General features: G+C 58.5%; 13 protein-coding genes. 11 read left to right on the top strand and 2 right to left on the bottom strand.

Annotation, left to right across the window (positions count from 1 at the left end; all coding sequences use genetic code 11):
* The first annotated feature begins 114 nt into the window (after nucleotides 1-114).
* Nucleotides 115-1,956, top strand: a complete 1,842-nt coding sequence (locus HDF16_RS21955) for a CRTAC1 family protein (RefSeq protein WP_184221846.1) — start codon at nucleotides 115-117, stop codon at nucleotides 1,954-1,956.
* 6 nt (nucleotides 1,957-1,962) lie between these two features.
* Nucleotides 1,963-2,634, top strand: a complete 672-nt coding sequence (locus HDF16_RS21950) for an NAD(P)H-binding protein (RefSeq protein WP_184221657.1) — start codon at nucleotides 1,963-1,965, stop codon at nucleotides 2,632-2,634.
* 84 nt (nucleotides 2,635-2,718) lie between these two features.
* On the opposite strand, the gene HDF16_RS21945 is transcribed toward HDF16_RS21950, so the two are convergent.
* Nucleotides 2,719-4,170: a sensor histidine kinase gene (locus tag HDF16_RS21945; RefSeq protein WP_221312998.1), complete on the bottom strand. Its 1,452-nt coding sequence runs from the start codon at nucleotides 4,168-4,170 to the stop codon at nucleotides 2,719-2,721.
* Nucleotides 4,171-4,198: 28 nt separating this feature from the next.
* Here HDF16_RS21945 and HDF16_RS21940 point away from each other — a divergent pair, with 28 nt between their 5' ends.
* The 9 genes from HDF16_RS21940 to HDF16_RS21900 all read left to right on the top strand — a co-directional run bounded on the left by HDF16_RS21940 (nucleotide 4,199) and on the right by HDF16_RS21900 (nucleotide 14,722).
* On the top strand, nucleotides 4,199-5,338 hold the full coding sequence (locus HDF16_RS21940; RefSeq protein WP_184221653.1) for a histidine kinase: 1,140 nt from the start codon (nucleotides 4,199-4,201) through the stop codon (nucleotides 5,336-5,338).
* Nucleotides 5,325-6,047, top strand: a complete 723-nt coding sequence (locus HDF16_RS21935; RefSeq protein ID WP_246409634.1) for a response regulator transcription factor — start codon at nucleotides 5,325-5,327, stop codon at nucleotides 6,045-6,047. The genes HDF16_RS21940 and HDF16_RS21935 overlap by 14 nt, the downstream gene beginning before the upstream one ends.
* Before the next feature lie 255 nt (nucleotides 6,048-6,302).
* Nucleotides 6,303-6,389: a K(+)-transporting ATPase subunit F gene (gene kdpF, locus HDF16_RS31945; RefSeq protein WP_432432264.1), complete on the top strand. Its 87-nt coding sequence runs from the start codon at nucleotides 6,303-6,305 to the stop codon at nucleotides 6,387-6,389.
* Nucleotides 6,389-8,164 (top strand): potassium-transporting ATPase subunit KdpA, encoded by a 1,776-nt coding sequence (gene kdpA / locus HDF16_RS21925; RefSeq protein ID WP_184221649.1) that lies wholly within the window; start codon nucleotides 6,389-6,391, stop codon nucleotides 8,162-8,164. The genes kdpF and kdpA overlap by 1 nt, the downstream gene beginning before the upstream one ends.
* An 11-nt stretch (nucleotides 8,165-8,175) precedes the next feature.
* Nucleotides 8,176-10,215 (top strand): potassium-transporting ATPase subunit KdpB, encoded by a 2,040-nt coding sequence (gene kdpB / locus HDF16_RS21920; RefSeq protein ID WP_184221647.1) that lies wholly within the window; start codon nucleotides 8,176-8,178, stop codon nucleotides 10,213-10,215.
* Between the two features lie 12 nt (nucleotides 10,216-10,227).
* Nucleotides 10,228-10,803 carry a potassium-transporting ATPase subunit KdpC gene (gene kdpC, locus HDF16_RS21915; protein WP_184221645.1) on the top strand — a complete coding sequence of 192 codons (576 nt, stop codon included), beginning with the start codon at nucleotides 10,228-10,230 and terminating at the stop codon, nucleotides 10,801-10,803.
* Nucleotides 10,804-11,007: 204 nt separating this feature from the next.
* The gene (htpG, locus tag HDF16_RS21910) at nucleotides 11,008-12,888 is read left to right on the top strand and encodes a molecular chaperone HtpG (protein WP_184221643.1); all 1,881 of its coding nucleotides are present in this window, start codon (nucleotides 11,008-11,010) and stop codon (nucleotides 12,886-12,888) included.
* 109 nt (nucleotides 12,889-12,997) lie between these two features.
* Entirely contained in the window at nucleotides 12,998-13,555 is a 558-nt protein-coding gene (locus tag HDF16_RS21905; RefSeq protein ID WP_184221641.1) for a hypothetical protein, read from the top strand.
* 96 nt (nucleotides 13,556-13,651) lie between these two features.
* Nucleotides 13,652-14,722 carry an aldo/keto reductase gene (locus tag HDF16_RS21900; protein ID WP_184221639.1) on the top strand — a complete coding sequence of 357 codons (1,071 nt, stop codon included), beginning with the start codon at nucleotides 13,652-13,654 and terminating at the stop codon, nucleotides 14,720-14,722.
* Nucleotides 14,723-14,817: 95 nt separating this feature from the next.
* Here the strand turns inward: HDF16_RS21900 and groL are convergent, their stop codons facing one another.
* The gene (gene groL, locus HDF16_RS21895; protein WP_184221637.1) at nucleotides 14,818-16,491 is read right to left on the bottom strand and encodes a chaperonin GroEL; all 1,674 of its coding nucleotides are present in this window, start codon (nucleotides 16,489-16,491) and stop codon (nucleotides 14,818-14,820) included.
* Between the last annotated feature and the right edge of the window lie 24 nt (nucleotides 16,492-16,515).

The following is a 16,515-nucleotide window of genomic DNA, read 5'->3' as shown; positions in this document are numbered from 1 at the left end:
ACCCGGGCATACGTAGGCAAATCGTCGAAGAAAGTCTCCACCCCTTGGTGGATGTGGGAGTGGGTCTTAGGGTGTATTGTATGCACCGGAGAGCGTGTGACTTTGAAGGAAACAATGGTGCGGATTTTTTGGGTGGCAGGCCTAGTTCTGGCGGTGGGCGTGAGCGTGGGGGCGCAGGCTACGCCTGACTCCGAAAAGCAGAAGCAGAATGAGGGTGGCCAGCACTCGGGAATGGGGGGAGTGAACACCGGGGGGGCGCACGCAGCGGTGCTCGACGCAGAGCGCCGTCCGATCACTGCAGGTGGATTTGTGAAGACGGGACCGATGGTCTTTACGGACATCGCCGAGAAGAGCGGCCTGGCGAAGTGGCATCACACCATGGGGACGCCGGAGAAGCACTTCATCATTGAGACGGTCGGTTCGGGCATCGGCCTGCTGGACTATGACAATGACGGCTGGCTCGATATCTACATGCTGAACGGTTCCACCTTCGAGGCCGAGGCGGGCAAGGCTCCCGCGCCGCACGCAGCGTTGTTCCATAACAACCATGACGGCACCTTTACGAACGTGGCCGAGAAGGCTGGCGTGACGAATGAGCGCTGGGGTTTCGGCGTGGCCGTTGCCGATTACGACAACGATGGATGGCCGGATATCTTCGTCTCGAACTACGGAAAGAATCGGCTGTATCACAACAACCATAACGGCACGTTCACCGATGTCGGAGAGAAGGCAGGCATCACTCTTGGGAACTGGTCGACCAGCGCGACGTGGGGAGACTATGACGGCGATGGCAGGCTCGATCTCTTTGTCCCGGGATATGTGCACTACGACATGGTTGAGCCACCGGCATCCGGATCACAGAGCGTTGCGGGGAGCTTCTGCCAGTTTCGCGGAGTGCGGGTGATGTGCGGCCCGCGCGGACTGAAGGGTGAGCCGGATCATCTCTTCCATAACAACGGCGATGGAACCTTCACAGACGTCAGCGAAAAAGCTGGCGTGGCGGACTCGAAGTCTTCCTACTATGGACTCGCGTCGCTCTTCATCGACGTGAACAACGATGGCAAGGTGGACTTGTTGGTCGCTGACGACTCCACGCCGAACTACCTCTACATCAACAAGGGCGATGGCACGTTTGAGGACGACAGTTTTGCCTCCGGCTACGCGCTGAATGAGGGTGGACGAGAGACGGCGTCGATGGGCATCGCTTCGGGCGACCTGACGCACAACGGCAAGGTCGATCTGTACAACACGACCTTCTCCGATGACTACAAGCCGCTCTATCGGAATGACGGCGATGCGAACTTTACCGATGTGAGCTACCAGATGGGGATCGCCGAGCCTACGGTGCCGTTCCTGGGATGGGGCACGGCATTCTTCGACTACGACAACGATGGCTGGCTGGACCTGCTGGAGGCGAACGGGCATGTGTATCCGGAGGTCGACAACATGCCTTGGGGCACAAGTTGGAAGCAGCGGCCTCTGCTGTTTCATAGCAACAAGGGCAAGCTGGAGGTAGTGGCTGCGGTTGAGGGCTCGAGCCTCGCGAAGACTGGGGTTGGACGGGGGCTGGCGTTCGGCGACCTCTTCAACGATGGCAAGATCGACGCGATCATCAACAACATGGATGGGACGCCGTCGTTCTTGCGGAACGTTTCGGAGAACAAGAATCACTGGGTTGAGCTGGAGCTTGTCGGTGGGGCGAAGAGTCCTCGCGATGCCGTCGGCGCGACAGTGTATGTGAAGACGGCGAACTTCAAGCAGCGCGGGGATGTGGTGAGCGGCGGCAGCTTCGCTTCGACCAGCGACAAGCGGCTGCACTTCGGGCTTGGGGATGCGACGGCGGTGGATGAAGTAGAGGTTCACTGGCCGAGTGGCGTTACCGAAAAGATCAAGCTTGCGGGCGTGGACGGAATCTTCAAGGTGGTCGAGGGTAGTGGCGCAGGCAAAAAGGAGTAGCGGGCGATGCAAGTGATCCTTTTTGGAGCGACCGGAATGGTGGGCCAGGGAGTTCTGCGCGAGTGCCTGATTGATCCGGATGTGACGCGCGTAGTGAGTGTGGTTCGAAGCGCTTCGGGCCAGTCAGACGCGAAGCTTGAAGAGATTGTGCACCGGGATTTTCTCGATTACGCGTCGATCGAAGAGCAGCTGACAGGGCTCGATGCGTGCTTCTTCACGCTTGGAGTTTCTTCCGCGGGGATGAGCGAAGAGGCGTATCGGAAGGTCACCTATGATGTGACCACGGCTGCCGCACGGACATTGGTAAAGATGAATCCTGCGATGACCTTCCTGTATGTTTCTGGTGCGGGCACAGATAGTAGCGAGCATGGCGGAACGATGTGGGCGCGGGTAAAGGGAAAGACAGAGAACGATTTACTGGCGATGCCCTTTATGGCGGCGTACATGTTTCGGCCGGGGATGATTCAGCCGTTGCATGGGATCGTCTCAAAGACGAAGGCTTATCGGATTCTGTATACGATCACCGCGCCGTTACTCCCGATTCTGCGAGCGTTGATCCCCAAATACATTACGACGACGGAAGAGGTCGGTCGGGCGATGATTCAAGTGGCGAAGGTGGGATATCCGAAGCGGGTGATCGAGTCGGTTGAAATTGGTGGCATTGTGGCGCGGGTTTAGGGTCGGCGATCTGGACCTTGTACGTCCCACCCGTTCGCGATGAGACCGCGCATGGATGGGGCACCCGAACGGTCTGCAGGGTGCTCACGCGGGGGCGTTTACAGGGAGTGTGAAGGAAAAGACGGAGCCCTGCCCGAGCTGGCTGGTGACGCCGATCGTGCCGTGATGGGCTTCGACGATGGCCTTCGCGATAGCGAGTCCCATGCCGGTGCCCTGGACGCGGAAGCGTTGGCTCTCGCCGCGATAGAACTTATCGAAGATCATCATTCGCTCAAGGTCGTCGATTCCTGGTCCGCGGTCCGCGACACTCACCACAACACACTTGCCGCTCGGCTCCGCGCTCAGGATGATTGGAGTTCCGGCAGGCGAATAGTTGGCGGCGTTCTCGATGAGGTGAAGCAGCACCTTCACGATGCGGGCGTGGTCAAGCCAGACCTTCGGCAGCTCGGGCGCAACGTGGATTTCCACGGGATGATGCGCGTGGTTGATCTTGGCCTCGCGCAATGCCTCGGACAAGAGCGGCTCTATATCGCTGGGAGACAGTTCGAGCTTGACGTCGTCGGTGTCGAGTTCTGCCATCTCGACTGCCTGCGAGATGAGCTGATTGAGGCGCTCCGCCTCTTCGTCGATGACGATCATCATCTCGGACTTCGCCTCTTCGGGCAGATCTGGATCGTTGCGGAGCGCTGAGATGGCCATGGTGATGGAGGTGAGTGGCGTCCGCAGCTGGTGGGTCACGGAGTCGAGAATGGCGTTGCGAAGGCGTTCGCTTTCGCGACCGGCTTCGCTTCGACTGAGCGTCTCTACGGCACGGGCGCGCTCCACCGCGATCGCGATCAGGCCGCCGATGGCATCGAGAGTCTCGCGCGACACGCCGGTTCCCGCGATTGCGAACGCTCCGATGGGGCGCATGCCGAGACGGATGGGCACGAAGGTGATGTTGCCCTCGCGGGTGGAGTGGTCCTGCACCTGGGCTGCGACGCGAAGCTCGCGATCGTTCGCGAAGAACTCCTGATGGGACCGGTAGGTACGGTTGCGCGATTGCAGGTAGAGGGCGACGTCGCGGAGGGCAAAGATGTCCACCAGCTTTGCGGGCACCGTTCCGACGAGCTCGACGACGTTTGGGGCGACCAGAAGCTGCTGGCTGAACTCGTAGAGGCGCTCGGCTTCGCGGCGGCGCTTGTTGGAGATGCGAGTCTCGGTCTGGGCGCGGTCGGAGAGATTGCTGGCGATGATGCCGGTGCCGAGGAATGCCGTGAGGGCGATCCAGTTCTGCGAGTCCGAGACGGTGAAGGTGAGGAATGGTGGCAGAAAGTAGTAGTTGAAACAGAGGGCCGCCGCCAGAGAAGTGTAAAGAGACGGACGAAATCCCCAGTACGCCGCGACTAAGAGGATGTCGATGATCAGCGTCATCGCAACCGTCGTAGTGTTCACGCGGATGAGATGAAAGTAGACATACACGATCAGGGCAAGCACGACGGTGGAGACGATGTACGGGATGACCTTGACCAGCAACCGCATCTGCATGGTTGACATGATAGCGTGAAGGTTCGAGTGCCCTGCGATGCCGAAGACCCCTGAAGAGTGGCTGGCCCATGCCGATCCCGAGAAGACGCGCGGAACGCTCAAGCTCTTTCTGGGCTATGCGCCGGGAGTGGGCAAGACTTACAGCATGTTGAGCGAGGCTATCCGGCGCAAGGAGCGCGGCGAGGATATCGTCGTGGGCGTCGTCGAGAGCCATGGCAGGGCGCGGACGGCGGAGCTGATTGAGAAGATGGACGTGATTCCGCGTCGGCAGATCGATTATCGCGGTGTTGCGTTCGAGGAGATGGATCTCGATGCGATCCTGGCGCGACGTCCGCAGATCGTGCTGGTCGATGAACTCGCCCATACCAACATCGAGGGAAGTCGAAACACAAAGCGCTGGCAGGATGTGCAGGAGCTGTTGCAGGCGAAGATCGATGTGCTTTCGACGATCAACGTGCAGCACATCGAGACCGTGGCGCCTACCGTCCAGCGAGTGACCGGAGTCGAGATTCGCGAGACCGTGCCGGACTGGGTAATTCAGCAGGCTGATGAAGTCGTGATGGCCGACCTGACTCCAGAGGCACTTCAGGAGAGAATGCGGCGCGGTGACATTTATCCTGTGGCTCGGGTCGAGCGCTCTCTTTCAAACTTCTTCCGCCGCGGCAACCTGATCGCACTGCGCGAGCTTGCCTTGCAGCACGTTAGCAAGGCGGTCGACAAGACGCTGACCAGCTATATGGACTCTCATCATATCCGCGATAACTGGGCGGTGCGGGAGCGCGTGCTGGTGTGCATCAGCGCCAATCCTCGGGCCAGATACCTGATCGCGCGAGGAGCTCGGTTGGCGGATGCCGTTGAAGGCGAGCTATATGTTTTGAATGTTCAGGATGGGCGTAAGAGTTCGGAAGAAGAAGAGCGCGCACTTGAAAACAACCTCCAGTTCGCAACGAACCTAAAGGCCAGCGTGGTGCGGGTGGCCGCGAAGAGTGTTCCACTTGCGGCTGCGCAACTGGTGCGCGAGAAGCGAATCACTCAGGTAATCTTCGGAAGATCGCAGATCAAAGGTCTGCGCAAGTATTTTTACTACTACTCGATTCAACGCTTTTTGAGTGATGTGCCAACGGTCGACGTGCATATCGTCACCCAGCCCGAAAAGGATGAAGATGATGACGAATGACAAGCAGGATCGGGCGAAGCTTCTGCTGATTGATGACGAAAAGCAGATTCTGCGGACGCTGCAGGTGACGCTCGGCAGCCAGGGGTATGAGATCAGGACAGCGGACAACGGACTCGATGGGTTGATCGTCTTTCGCGAGTGGAGGCCTGACCTTGTCATCACCGATCTTTCTATGCCGGAGATGAGCGGCGTGGAGTTGTGCCGCGAGATACGCTCGATTGCGCAGACCCCGATCATCGTGTTGAGTGTGCGCGAGCAGGAGGGAGCGAAGGTGGCAGCGCTCGACGCGGGCGCGGACGATTACGTGACCAAGCCATTCAACATTCAAGAGCTGAAGGCGCGGATTCGAGCGCATCTACGCCGCCAAAGTGCCGATACGCCGAAGAGTCAATCCGTAGACCTTGGCGATTTTGTAATCAATGTGCCGCAGCATCGCGTGACCGTGCGGGAGAACGAGATTCACTTGACGCCGAAGCAGTTTGAGCTCCTGTTGTACATGGCGCAGTCTCCTGGAAAGGTGCTGCCTCATCGTGATCTGCTGAATGCAGTGTGGGGCGCAAATGCCGTCTCTCAACCGGAGTATCTTCGCGTAGCGATTGGGCAGCTTCGAAAGAAACTGGGCGATCGCGGCGAGCAGTACATCCAGACCGAGCCCTGGGTGGGTTATAGGTTCGTGGCTGAAGCCGACGAGCCGAATGGGCTGGACTGAAGCAAGCTGTTCGGTCAGCAAGAGCCGTCAACCCCTTTACGACTTCTTTACATCTCCGTTACAGCCTCTTTAGTGCGGCTCGCGTGGAATGAGTTCTGTCGCGCCTCAGCGCGTGCGTGTGTCGATCCATCTGGCACCGAAAGGAACTTGGGACATGTGGGATCTGGGAATGTCTGCGGTTGGTGTTGCCTTCTTCACCATCGCGGTCCTCTACGTAAAGGGCTGCGGGCTGCTCTCGAAGAAGGGACCAGCAAAATGATGGAGCCAGTCCTTCTCATTCTTGCCATCGTCCTGCTGATGGCTTATCTCATCTTTGCGCTGCTGCGTCCGGAGAAGTTCTAATGACCTCGAATGGATGGCTGCAGATTGCGCTCTTCTTCGCCTTAATTGCACTAGCCGCGAAGCCGCTTGGCGAGTACATGGCAAAGGTCTTCGATCGCCAGAAGACGTTCTTTGACGTCTTTGCGAGACCGCTTGAGCGGCTGATCTATAAGCTTACCGGCGTCGACGAAGCGCACGAGATGAAGTGGACCGAGTACGCGGTTGCCGTGCTGCTCTTCAGTTTTGTAACCATGATGGTTACGTATGCGATCGAGCGGTTTCAACATTGGCTGCCACTAAATCCGCAGCGATTCGCGAACGTCGCTCCGGACCTGGCGATGAACACTGCCGCGTCGTTCACGACGAACACCAACTGGCAGGCCTACGTGCCCGAAGCCACGATGAGCTACCTCACGCAGATGGTGACGTTGGCATATCACAACTTCGCCTCGGCGGCTGTGGGTATGGCCCTCGCCATCGCGTTTGTGCGCGGTATCGCAGGACGCGAGAAGAATACGCTGGGCAATTTTTGGGTCGATACGACGCGGGCGACGCTGTGGGTGCTACTGCCGGGAAGCTTGATTCTGGCCCTGGTGCTGGTGTCTCAGGGTGTGGTGCAGAACTTCAGGCCTTACGATACAGCGACCCTGGTGCAACCGCTGCAAACGCAGACGACAGGTACTGATGGCAAGGTGACAACGCAGACCATCACAACGCAGAGCATCGCGCAAGGTCCGGTCGCCTCGCAGGAGGCGATCAAGATGCTCGGCACGAACGGTGGTGGCTTCTTCCAGGCCAACAGTGCCCATCCGTTCGAGAATCCGAATGCGCTAACGAACTTCCTCGAGATGTTTGCGATCTTCGTGATCCCCGGTGCGTTGACGGTCACGCTGGGACGGATGGTGAAGTCGCCGGGGCACGGGTGGGCTATCTTCGCCGCCATGTCGGCTCTATTTTTGGCTGGCGTCTTCGTTCTTTACTGGGCGGAGAGTCACGCGAACCCGCTGCTGCATGACGTCAACCAGGCAGCGACGGCGATGCAGAGCGGCGGCAACATGGAGGGTAAAGAGGTTCGCTTCGGCATCGCGAACTCAGCCCTGTTCGCGACGGCCACGACGGACGCCAGCTGCGGTGCCGTGAACAGCATGCATGACTCCTTCATGCCTTTAGGCGGTCTGGTCACGATGGTCAACATCATGCTCGGAGAGATCGTCTTTGGCGGCGTTGGCGCTGGCCTCTATGGGATGTTGATCTTCGTCGTCGTGACTGTCTTTATAGCGGGGCTGATGGTCGGTCGAACGCCGGAGTATCTGGGTAAGAAGATCGAATCGTACGACGTGCAGATGGCCATGTTGTATGTGCTTATCTTTCCGTTCTCGGTGCTGCTGTTCGCTGGTGTCACGGTGCTGATGCCGAACCTTGGGCTCGCCAGCCTGAACAACGCAGGCCCACATGGGCTCTCGGAGATTCTCTATGCCTATGCCTCGGCGACGGGCAACAACGGTTCGGCCTTTGCCGGTCTGAGCGCAAACACGCACTGGTACAACCTGTCACTTGCTGCGGCCATGCTGATCGGGCGGTTCCTGATGATCGTGCCGATGCTTGCGGTCGCGGGCAACCTGGCACAGAAGAAGTTGGTGCCACCTTCGGCGGGAACGTTCCCGGTGAACACGCCGCTGTTCGCCGTGCTTCTGGTCGGAGTGATTCTGATTGTAGGCGCGCTTACCTTCTTCCCGGCTCTTGCTCTTGGACCGATTCTCGAACACCTGCAGATGCTCGCAGGCAAGAGCTACTAAGGAGATTTCGCATGTCGACCGCACAAAAGCGCTCGTTGTGGGACGTGAAGATCGTCCGCCGCGCAGCAGTGGATGCACTGGTAAAGCTGCACCCTCGCACCATGATGAAGAACACGGTGATGTTCGTGGTGGAGATTGGCAGTGTCATCACGTCGATCTATCTTGTACGCGATTTAATTACAAATCGTGGGCCGTTTAGCTTCGACCTACAGGTTACCTTGTGGCTCTGGTTCACCGTGCTGTTCGCGAACTTTGCGGAGGCGATGGCCGAGGGCCGTGGCAAGGCACAGGCGGACGCATTGCGGCAGGCGAAGTCGGAGACGATGGCCAACAAGCTTTCACCGGATGGGACAATCACGCCCACATCGAGTGCTTTGCTTCGCGTGGGCGATGTCGTCCAGTGCACTGCGGGAGAGATGATTCCCGGTGATGGCGACGTCATCGAAGGCGTTGCCTCGGTCGATGAGTCGGCCATCACGGGCGAATCGGCACCGGTCATCCGGGAGGCAGGCGGCGACCGGTCAGCAGTGACCGGAGGCACCCGGGTGCTGTCGGATCGCATCGCGGTGCGGATCTCTTCGAATCCTGGAGAGACGTTTCTTGATCGGATGATCGCCTTAGTAGAAGGAGCCGAACGGCAGAAGACCCCGAACGAGATTGCCCTGAACATTTTGTTGGCGGGGTTGACGATCATCTTCCTGCTGGCGGTGGCCACGCTGCAGCCGTTCGCGATCTACTCGGCAGCGCCGCAGTCTGTATTCGTACTGATCGCGCTGCTGGTCTGTTTGATTCCCACGACGATCGGCGGACTTCTCTCAGCGATTGGCATTGCGGGGATGGACCGGCTGGTACAGCACAATGTGCTGGCAATGTCGGGCCGCGCGGTAGAGGCGGCAGGTGATGTGAACACGCTTCTGCTCGATAAGACAGGAACGATCACGCTGGGCAATCGTCAGGCGAGCGATTTTGTTGCAGCGCCGGGGGTGAGTAACGCGGAGCTTGCGGATGCGGCGCAGTTGTCGTCGTTGCCAGATGAGACGCCCGAGGGGCGCTCGATTGTGGTGTTGGCGAAAGAGCGGTTTGGGCTGCGTGGACGCGAGATGAGCGAGCTTCATGCGGAGTTCGTGCCGTTCAGCGCATTGACGCGGATGTCGGGCATCGATGTGGATGGGCGCCAGATTCGCAAAGGAGCGACGGACGCAATCGCGAAGTTCATTGAGCAGAACGGCGGCACGATGCCGCAGGAAGTTCGCGATGCCGTCGATGTGATTGCGCGCAGCGGAGGCACGCCGTTGGTAGTTGCGGAGGGACGACGTGCCCTGGGGGTGATTCATCTGAAGGACATCGTGAAAGGCGGCATGAAGGAGCGCTTTGCACAGCTTCGCGCGATGGGCATTCGCACGGTGATGATTACGGGCGACAACCCTTTGACTGCTGCGGCTATCGCCCGTGAGGCGGGCGTCGATGACTTTCTTGCCGAGGCGAAACCCAAAGACAAGATGGATCTGATCAAGCGCGAGCAGGCTGACGGCAAGCTCGTCGCGATGACGGGGGACGGGACGAACGACGCTCCGGCTCTGGCCCAGGCAGACGTAGGCGTTGCCATGAATACGGGCACGCAGGCAGCGAAAGAGGCGGGCAACATGGTCGACCTCGATTCGAACCCGACCAAGCTCATCGAGATCGTAGAGATCGGCAAGCAGCTTTTGATGACGCGCGGTGCGTTGACTACGTTCTCTATTGCGAACGATGTGGCGAAATACTTCGCCATCATTCCCGCGATGTTTGCGGCAACGTTTCCCGTGTTGAACGCGCTGAACATCATGCACCTGAAGACGCCGCAGTCGGCTGTACTCTCTGCCGTCATCTTCAACGCCATTGTCATCATTGGGCTGATCCCACTGGCGCTGAAGGGGGTTGGCTACCGAGCGATGAGTGCCGAAGCGCTACTGCGCCGCAACCTCATCGTCTACGGCGTCGGCGGCATCATAGTGCCGTTCGTCGGCATCAAGCTGATCGACCTCATCATCACCGCGATTCATCTGGCTTAGCTGGGAGCTAACATGCGCAAGATACTTCTTACTTCGATTCTCTACACGGTTATCACGACAATCCTGCTTGGCATCGGCTATCCCATGCTGGTCACGGTCATCGCTCGCTCGGCCTTTCCCAAGCAAGCCAACGGAAGCCTAATCGTGAAGAATGGAACAGTCGTGGGATCGTCGTTGATCGGGCAGCCGTTCAGTGGCGACAACTACTTTCATAGCCGGCCTTCGGCTGCGGGTACGGGCTATGATCCGACTTCTTCGGGTGGCTCGAATCTTGGGCCGACGAGCAAGAAGCTGGTGGATCGTATCGCTGCGGATACGGCGATAGCGCAGGTGGATCATCCCGGCGTGCCGGTACCGATTGATCTGGTGACGGCGTCTGGGTCGGGACTCGATCCGCACATCACGCCTGCTGCAGCGGAGTACCAGGTGGCACGGATCGCGAAGCAGCGCAAGCTGAGCCTGGACACGGTGCGGAGCCTCGTGGCGGAACATACGATGCAACGCACGCTCGGTCTGCTGGGCGAGCCGGTGGTGAATGTGCTGGAGTTGAATCTCGCGTTGGATCATGCAAGTCCGGATCGAAAGTAGTTTGGTTGAAGATTCGTGGGAAAAGCTCCGAACGATTTGGGCGCGGCGGGCGGATATGCAGGTCCTTCGACTCCGTTTGGCGCAAGTGCGCGCCAACCTCCGCTCAGGATGACGGATCCTGTGGGTAGCTGGCAGAACATGAGGAGAGAGAAGGCTTGTGTTGGGGCTTTATACGCGCGCAAAGAAGAGCGATAATGAATGTCTATGGCAAACGCAACCGCTACAAAACGTGAGTTTCAAACTGAAGTCAGCCAACTGCTGCAGCTCATCATCCACTCGCTCTACTCGCACCCGGAGATCTTCCTCCGCGAGCTGATCTCGAACTCCTCCGATGCGCTGGATAAGCTGCGGCACCTGACTTTGACGGACGAAGCATTCAAGACGCTGGCATTCGATCCACGGATCGACCTGGAGCTTGACGAAGAGAACCACACGATCACGCTGAGCGATACCGGCATCGGTATGAACGAGGAGGACCTGGTTTCACATCTGGGTACGATTGCGCGGTCGGGAACGAAGAACTTTATCGCGCAGCTTTCGACCGATGCGAAGAAGGACTCAAACCTGATTGGGCAGTTTGGTGTGGGCTTTTATAGCGCCTTCATGGTGGCTGACAGCGTGGAAGTTATCTCGCGCAAGGCTGGCGAAGAGCAGGCGTGGAAGTGGACCAGCGACGGCAAGAGCGGCTTTGAGATTGAGCCGGCCGAACGCGCTTCGCAAGGTACGACCATCAAGCTTCACCTGAACGAAGAAGGGAAGCAGTACGCCAATGGATGGCGGTTGCAGGAGATCGTCAAGAAGTACTCGAACCACATTGCGTTTCCGATCTTCCTGACTTATGAGAAGAGCGAGTGGGACGAAGAGACGAAGAAGTCCGAGAAAAAGCATGTTACCGAGCAGGTAAACGCTGCCAGCGCCATGTGGCGTCGCAGCAAGAGCGAGCTGAAAGATGAGGACTACAAGGAGTTCTATAAGTCCATCTCTGGCGACTGGCAAGACCCGCTCTTCTGGTTCCACACCAAGGCCGAAGGTAGCCTAGAGTACACGACACTCTTCTTCATTCCTTCAAAGGCTCCGATGGACCTTTACAACGCGGACTATCGCGTCGGCGTGAAGTTGTATGTGAAGCGCGTCTACATCATGGACGACGCCAAGGAGTTGCTGCCGCAGTATCTGCGCTTCGTGCGTGGTGTCATCGATAGCGAAGACCTGCCGTTGAATGTGAGCCGCGAGATTCTGCAGCAGAACCGGGTGCTGACGAGCATCCGCACGGCGAGCGTCAAGAAGATTCTTACCGAACTGAAGAATGCTTCGGAGTCGCAGCCGGAGAAGTACCTTGAATTTATCGAGCAGTTCAATCGTCCGTTGAAGGAAGGTCTATATAGCGATTATGCCAATCGCGAGGCGCTGCTGGAGCTTGTCCGTTTCAAGTCGACGAAGGCTGAAGGGTTGACCAGCCTCGCCGATGTGAAGTCTCGGATGAAGGCGGAGCAGAAGGCGATTTATTACATCACCGGCGGGTCAGAGTCACTGCTGAAGTCTTCGCCGCTGTTGGAGATCTATAAGAAGAAGGACATCGAGGTGTTGATCCTCGATGACGACTTCGACGAGATCGTCTTTTCAGGTGTGGACAAGTACGGCGAGATTGAGTTGAAAGCGGTCAACAAGGCAGCGACCAGTGAAGACCTAAAGGACGAAGCTGATGCTGATAAATCGGAGACCCTTCAGCCGCTGCTTGAAAAGATGAAGGCTACGCTGGGCGACAGAGTAAAAGACGTTCGCGCTTCGGTGCGGCTGGCGGACAGTCCTTCCGTTATCGTCAGCGATGAGGATGAACCTTCGCTCCAGATGCTGCAGATGATGCGGGCGATGGGGCAGAAGGATATGCCAGCGCCGAAGCCTACGCTCGAGATCAATCCCGATCATGAGATTGTGAAGAAGCTGCTGGCTCGTCCGGATGATGCTCTGGCTACCGATGCTGCGTGGCTGCTGCTGGATCAAGCGTTGCTGATGGAAGGTGTTCAGTTGCAGGATCCGGCGGCGTTTGTGCAGCGGCTGAATCGGGTGTTGAGCGTTTCGATCTAACAAGCATCTGCTGTATAAAGCGCATAAGTTTGGCCCATGGCGGAAGAACGTCATGGGCCAAACTTATGTGCGGCGGGTTAGTATTGCTGGCAAACATTGAGGCTCTTAAATGTCCAGCAAGTTTAGCTATTTGCTTCTTATTCTCTGCGCGTTTGGTATCTCTCCGATCCTCTCTTCAGCCCAAAGTCCGTCAAGCGCCGTGGTTGCTGCTCCCAGGGCGAGCGCCGCGGACTTGCGTGTGACTTCCGCGAGCTTCGATGCTTCTGCCGGAGCAGCATTGCAATCGATGAAGGCGCGTGCAGAGGAGTTGAAGATTGGCGGAGCTGCCGTCGTCGCTTACTTTGACGGGGACAAGATCGAGTCGTGGAGTTCGAAGATGCTAGTCGTCGGACGGATGAAGGATGAGCCGACGGCGACGGACAAAGGCTCGAATTTACTCGCGATCGTGTATGCCAAGGCCGCGGAGATGGCGGACACGCTGAAAGACAGCGGCAGCAAGGTTCGTCCGCCGATGACGGGTGAGTTTGGCTGGGAGGGCGGCGTGATCGTCCGAGTGAAGACCGGATACATCATTGCCGCGTTCAGCGGCGGCAAGTCGGAGGATGATGTGGCGGTCTCGCGCGTGGGTGCAGCGAAGATTGTTGGTGATCTACGGGGAGCACGGTAGAGCCGGACACGGTCGGAGATACGGCTGAAACGGAACATTGCTGGTTCTCTCCCTGATCACGCCTATACAATTTCATTGCCACGAGGTGAGCCATCTATGAAGCAGCCGCTTCTCTCCGCAGACCGTCGTACCTTCCTGAAGTCAGGTGGCGCTATTGCTGCCGGACTTCTTGCCCAGACTACTCTTCCTGCCGAAGCCTCGCGTACGCTTCCCGCGCTCCCTTCAAATCCGCGAACCGTCGCGGCGATGCCGACTCGCAATCTGGGCAAGACGGGATATAAGGTCGGAATCTTTTCACTTGGCGGGCAGGCCTCCATCGAGCGAGCGAATAACTTTGATGTAGCGGTTCCCATCATCGAACGCGCGCTCGATCTGGGCGTGAACTACATCGATACGTCCTCGATCTACGGCGGGCCGGAACGCTGGAGCGAGCAGTATGTTGGCCGCGTGATGAAGACGCGGCGCAATGAGGCGTTCCTGGCTACAAAGACGAAGGAACGGACCCGCGATGGGTCGCTGCGCATGATTGAGAAGTCACTGCAATTGCTGAACACCGACCACGTCGATCTGTGGCAGTTGCACGATATTGGGCTTCCCGAAGATGTCGATGCGATCTTTGCCAAGGGCGGAGCCATGGAAGCTTTGGTCGAGATGCAGGAACAGAAGGTCGTGCGCTATCTCGGCGTTACCGGGCACTACCGTCCGGATGCTCTCATCGACGCCATCAATCGCCACCCGTTCGACTGCATATTGATGGCGTTAAACGCCGCGGATAGCCACATTCACAGCTTCACGGATCAACTGCTGCCGCTTGTGGTCGAAAAGCAGATGGGCATCATCGGGATGAAGGTTCCCGCCCGCGGACGCCTGCTTGCAAGCTGGACCCCGCCGTCTCTCGATGCGCAGCGGCACTCCTGGGAAGGCTCGGCGATTGCGACTCGTAGCGGGGTCATGAACATGCGCGATGCGATGCGCTTTACCCTGTCGCATCCTGTCAGCACGGTCATCATTGGGTGCGACACCATCGCACAGCTGGAGGAGAATGTGAAAATTGCCCGTGATTTCACTCCGCTCTCGCAGACGCAGATGGCGACATTGAACGAGCTCGCTGCGCCTGTGGCTCAGCAGTCGCTGTTCTTCCGGTTTACGGATCGAAGCAAAGGGTAGGTCGACCGTCGGTCTCAGAAAAAAGTGTTTGCGATAAAGAGAAAGGCCCCGGATCGCTCCGGGGCCTTCTGTATTGCGATTGCGTTGTGTAAGGCTTAGTACATGCCGTCCATGCCGCCGCCGCCGTGGTTGTGACCGCCGCCGCCCGCTTCCTTCTTCTCGGGGATCTCGGAGATCATGGCTTCGGTGGTGAGCATCAGGCCGGCGATGGAGGACGCGTTCTGCAATGCAGTGCGCGTTACCTTCGTCGGGTCGATGACGCCAGCGGCAACCAGGTCTTCGTAGACGCCGGTTCCGGCGTTGTAGCCGAAGTTGGTGTCCTTCGAATCGTGGATCTTGCCGATGACGACTGCACCCTCTTCGCCAGCGTTCGAGACGATCATGCGAAGCGGCTCTTCGATCGCGCGACGGATGATGGCTGCGCCGATCTTCTCGTCGCCTTCGAGCGTCTTGATGAGAGCGTCAACAACGTGGGTGCAGCGGATCAACGCTACGCCGCCGCCGGGGACGATGCCTTCCTCGACTGCCGCACGGGTTGCGTGCATGGCATCTTCGACGCGGGCCTTCTTCTCCTTCATCTCGGTCTCGGTTGCAGCTCCGACCTTGATGACAGCAACGCCGCCAACCAGCTTGGCAAGACGCTCCTGGAGCTTCTCGCGATCGTAGTCAGAGGTGGTCTTCTCGACCTGGGCGCGAATCTCCTTCACACGACCGGAGATATCTTCGTCCGCTCCGCCGCCGTCGACGATGGTGGTGTTGTCCTTGTCGATGGTGACGCGCTTGGCGGTGCCGAGATCTTCGATCTTGACGCCCTCAAGCTTGATGCCGAGGTCTTCGGTGATGGCCTTGCCGCCGGTGAGGATGGCAATGTCCTGCAGCATGGCCTTGCGGCGATCGCCGAATCCCGGAGCCTTGACGGCAGCGACGTTCAGCGTTCCGCGGAGCTTGTTGACTACGAGAGTTGCGAGCGCTTCGCCGTCTACATCCTCAGCAATGATGACGAGGGGCTTGGCGGTGCGGGCGATCTGTTCGAGCAGGGGAAGCAGGTCCTTCATCGAAGAGATCTTCTTCTCGTAGATGAGGATGTAGGGGTTTTCGAGGGCAGCTTCCATGCGCTCTGCGTCGGTGACGAAGTAGGGCGAGAGGTAGCCGCGGTCGAACTGCATACCTTCGACGACATCGAGCTGGGTCTCCATGGTGCGGGACTCTTCAACCGTGATGACGCCGTCCTTGCCAACCTTCTTCATCGCTTCGGCGATGATGGTGCCGATCTGCGAGTCAGAGTTGGCGGAGATGGTGCCAACCTGGGCGATCATCTCGCCGGAGACGGGCTTCGAGAAGGTGGAGAGAGCTCCGCCAACGACGACGCCGTTCTCATCGCGCTTGCCGATGATGGCCTCGACGGCCTTGTCGATGCCGCGCTTCAGCGCCATCGGGTTTGCACCGGCGGCAACGGTCTTCACGCCTTCGCGGTAGATTGCCTGGGCGAGAACGGTTGCGGTCGTGGTGCCGTCGCCGGCAACGTCCGAGGTCTTCGAAGCGACTTCGCGAACCATCTGTGCGCCCATGTTCTCAAGCGCGTTGCCGAGCTCGATTTCCTTGGCAACGGTGACGCCGTCCTTGGTGATGGTCGGCGAACCGAACTTCTTCTCGATGACGACGTTGCGGCCCTTTGGTCCGAGGGTCACCTTGACCGCGTCGGCCAGGATGTTGACGCCGCGCAGGATCGCCTGGCGGGAATCTTCTCCGTGCAGAATTTGCTTTGCCATGATTCGTTGCTCCTAATGTCGGTT

It is taken from the genome of Granulicella aggregans (assembly GCF_014203275.1).
Lineage (GTDB): Bacteria > Acidobacteriota > Terriglobia > Terriglobales > Acidobacteriaceae > Edaphobacter.
This window is presented reverse-complemented; position numbering and strand designations above follow the sequence as displayed.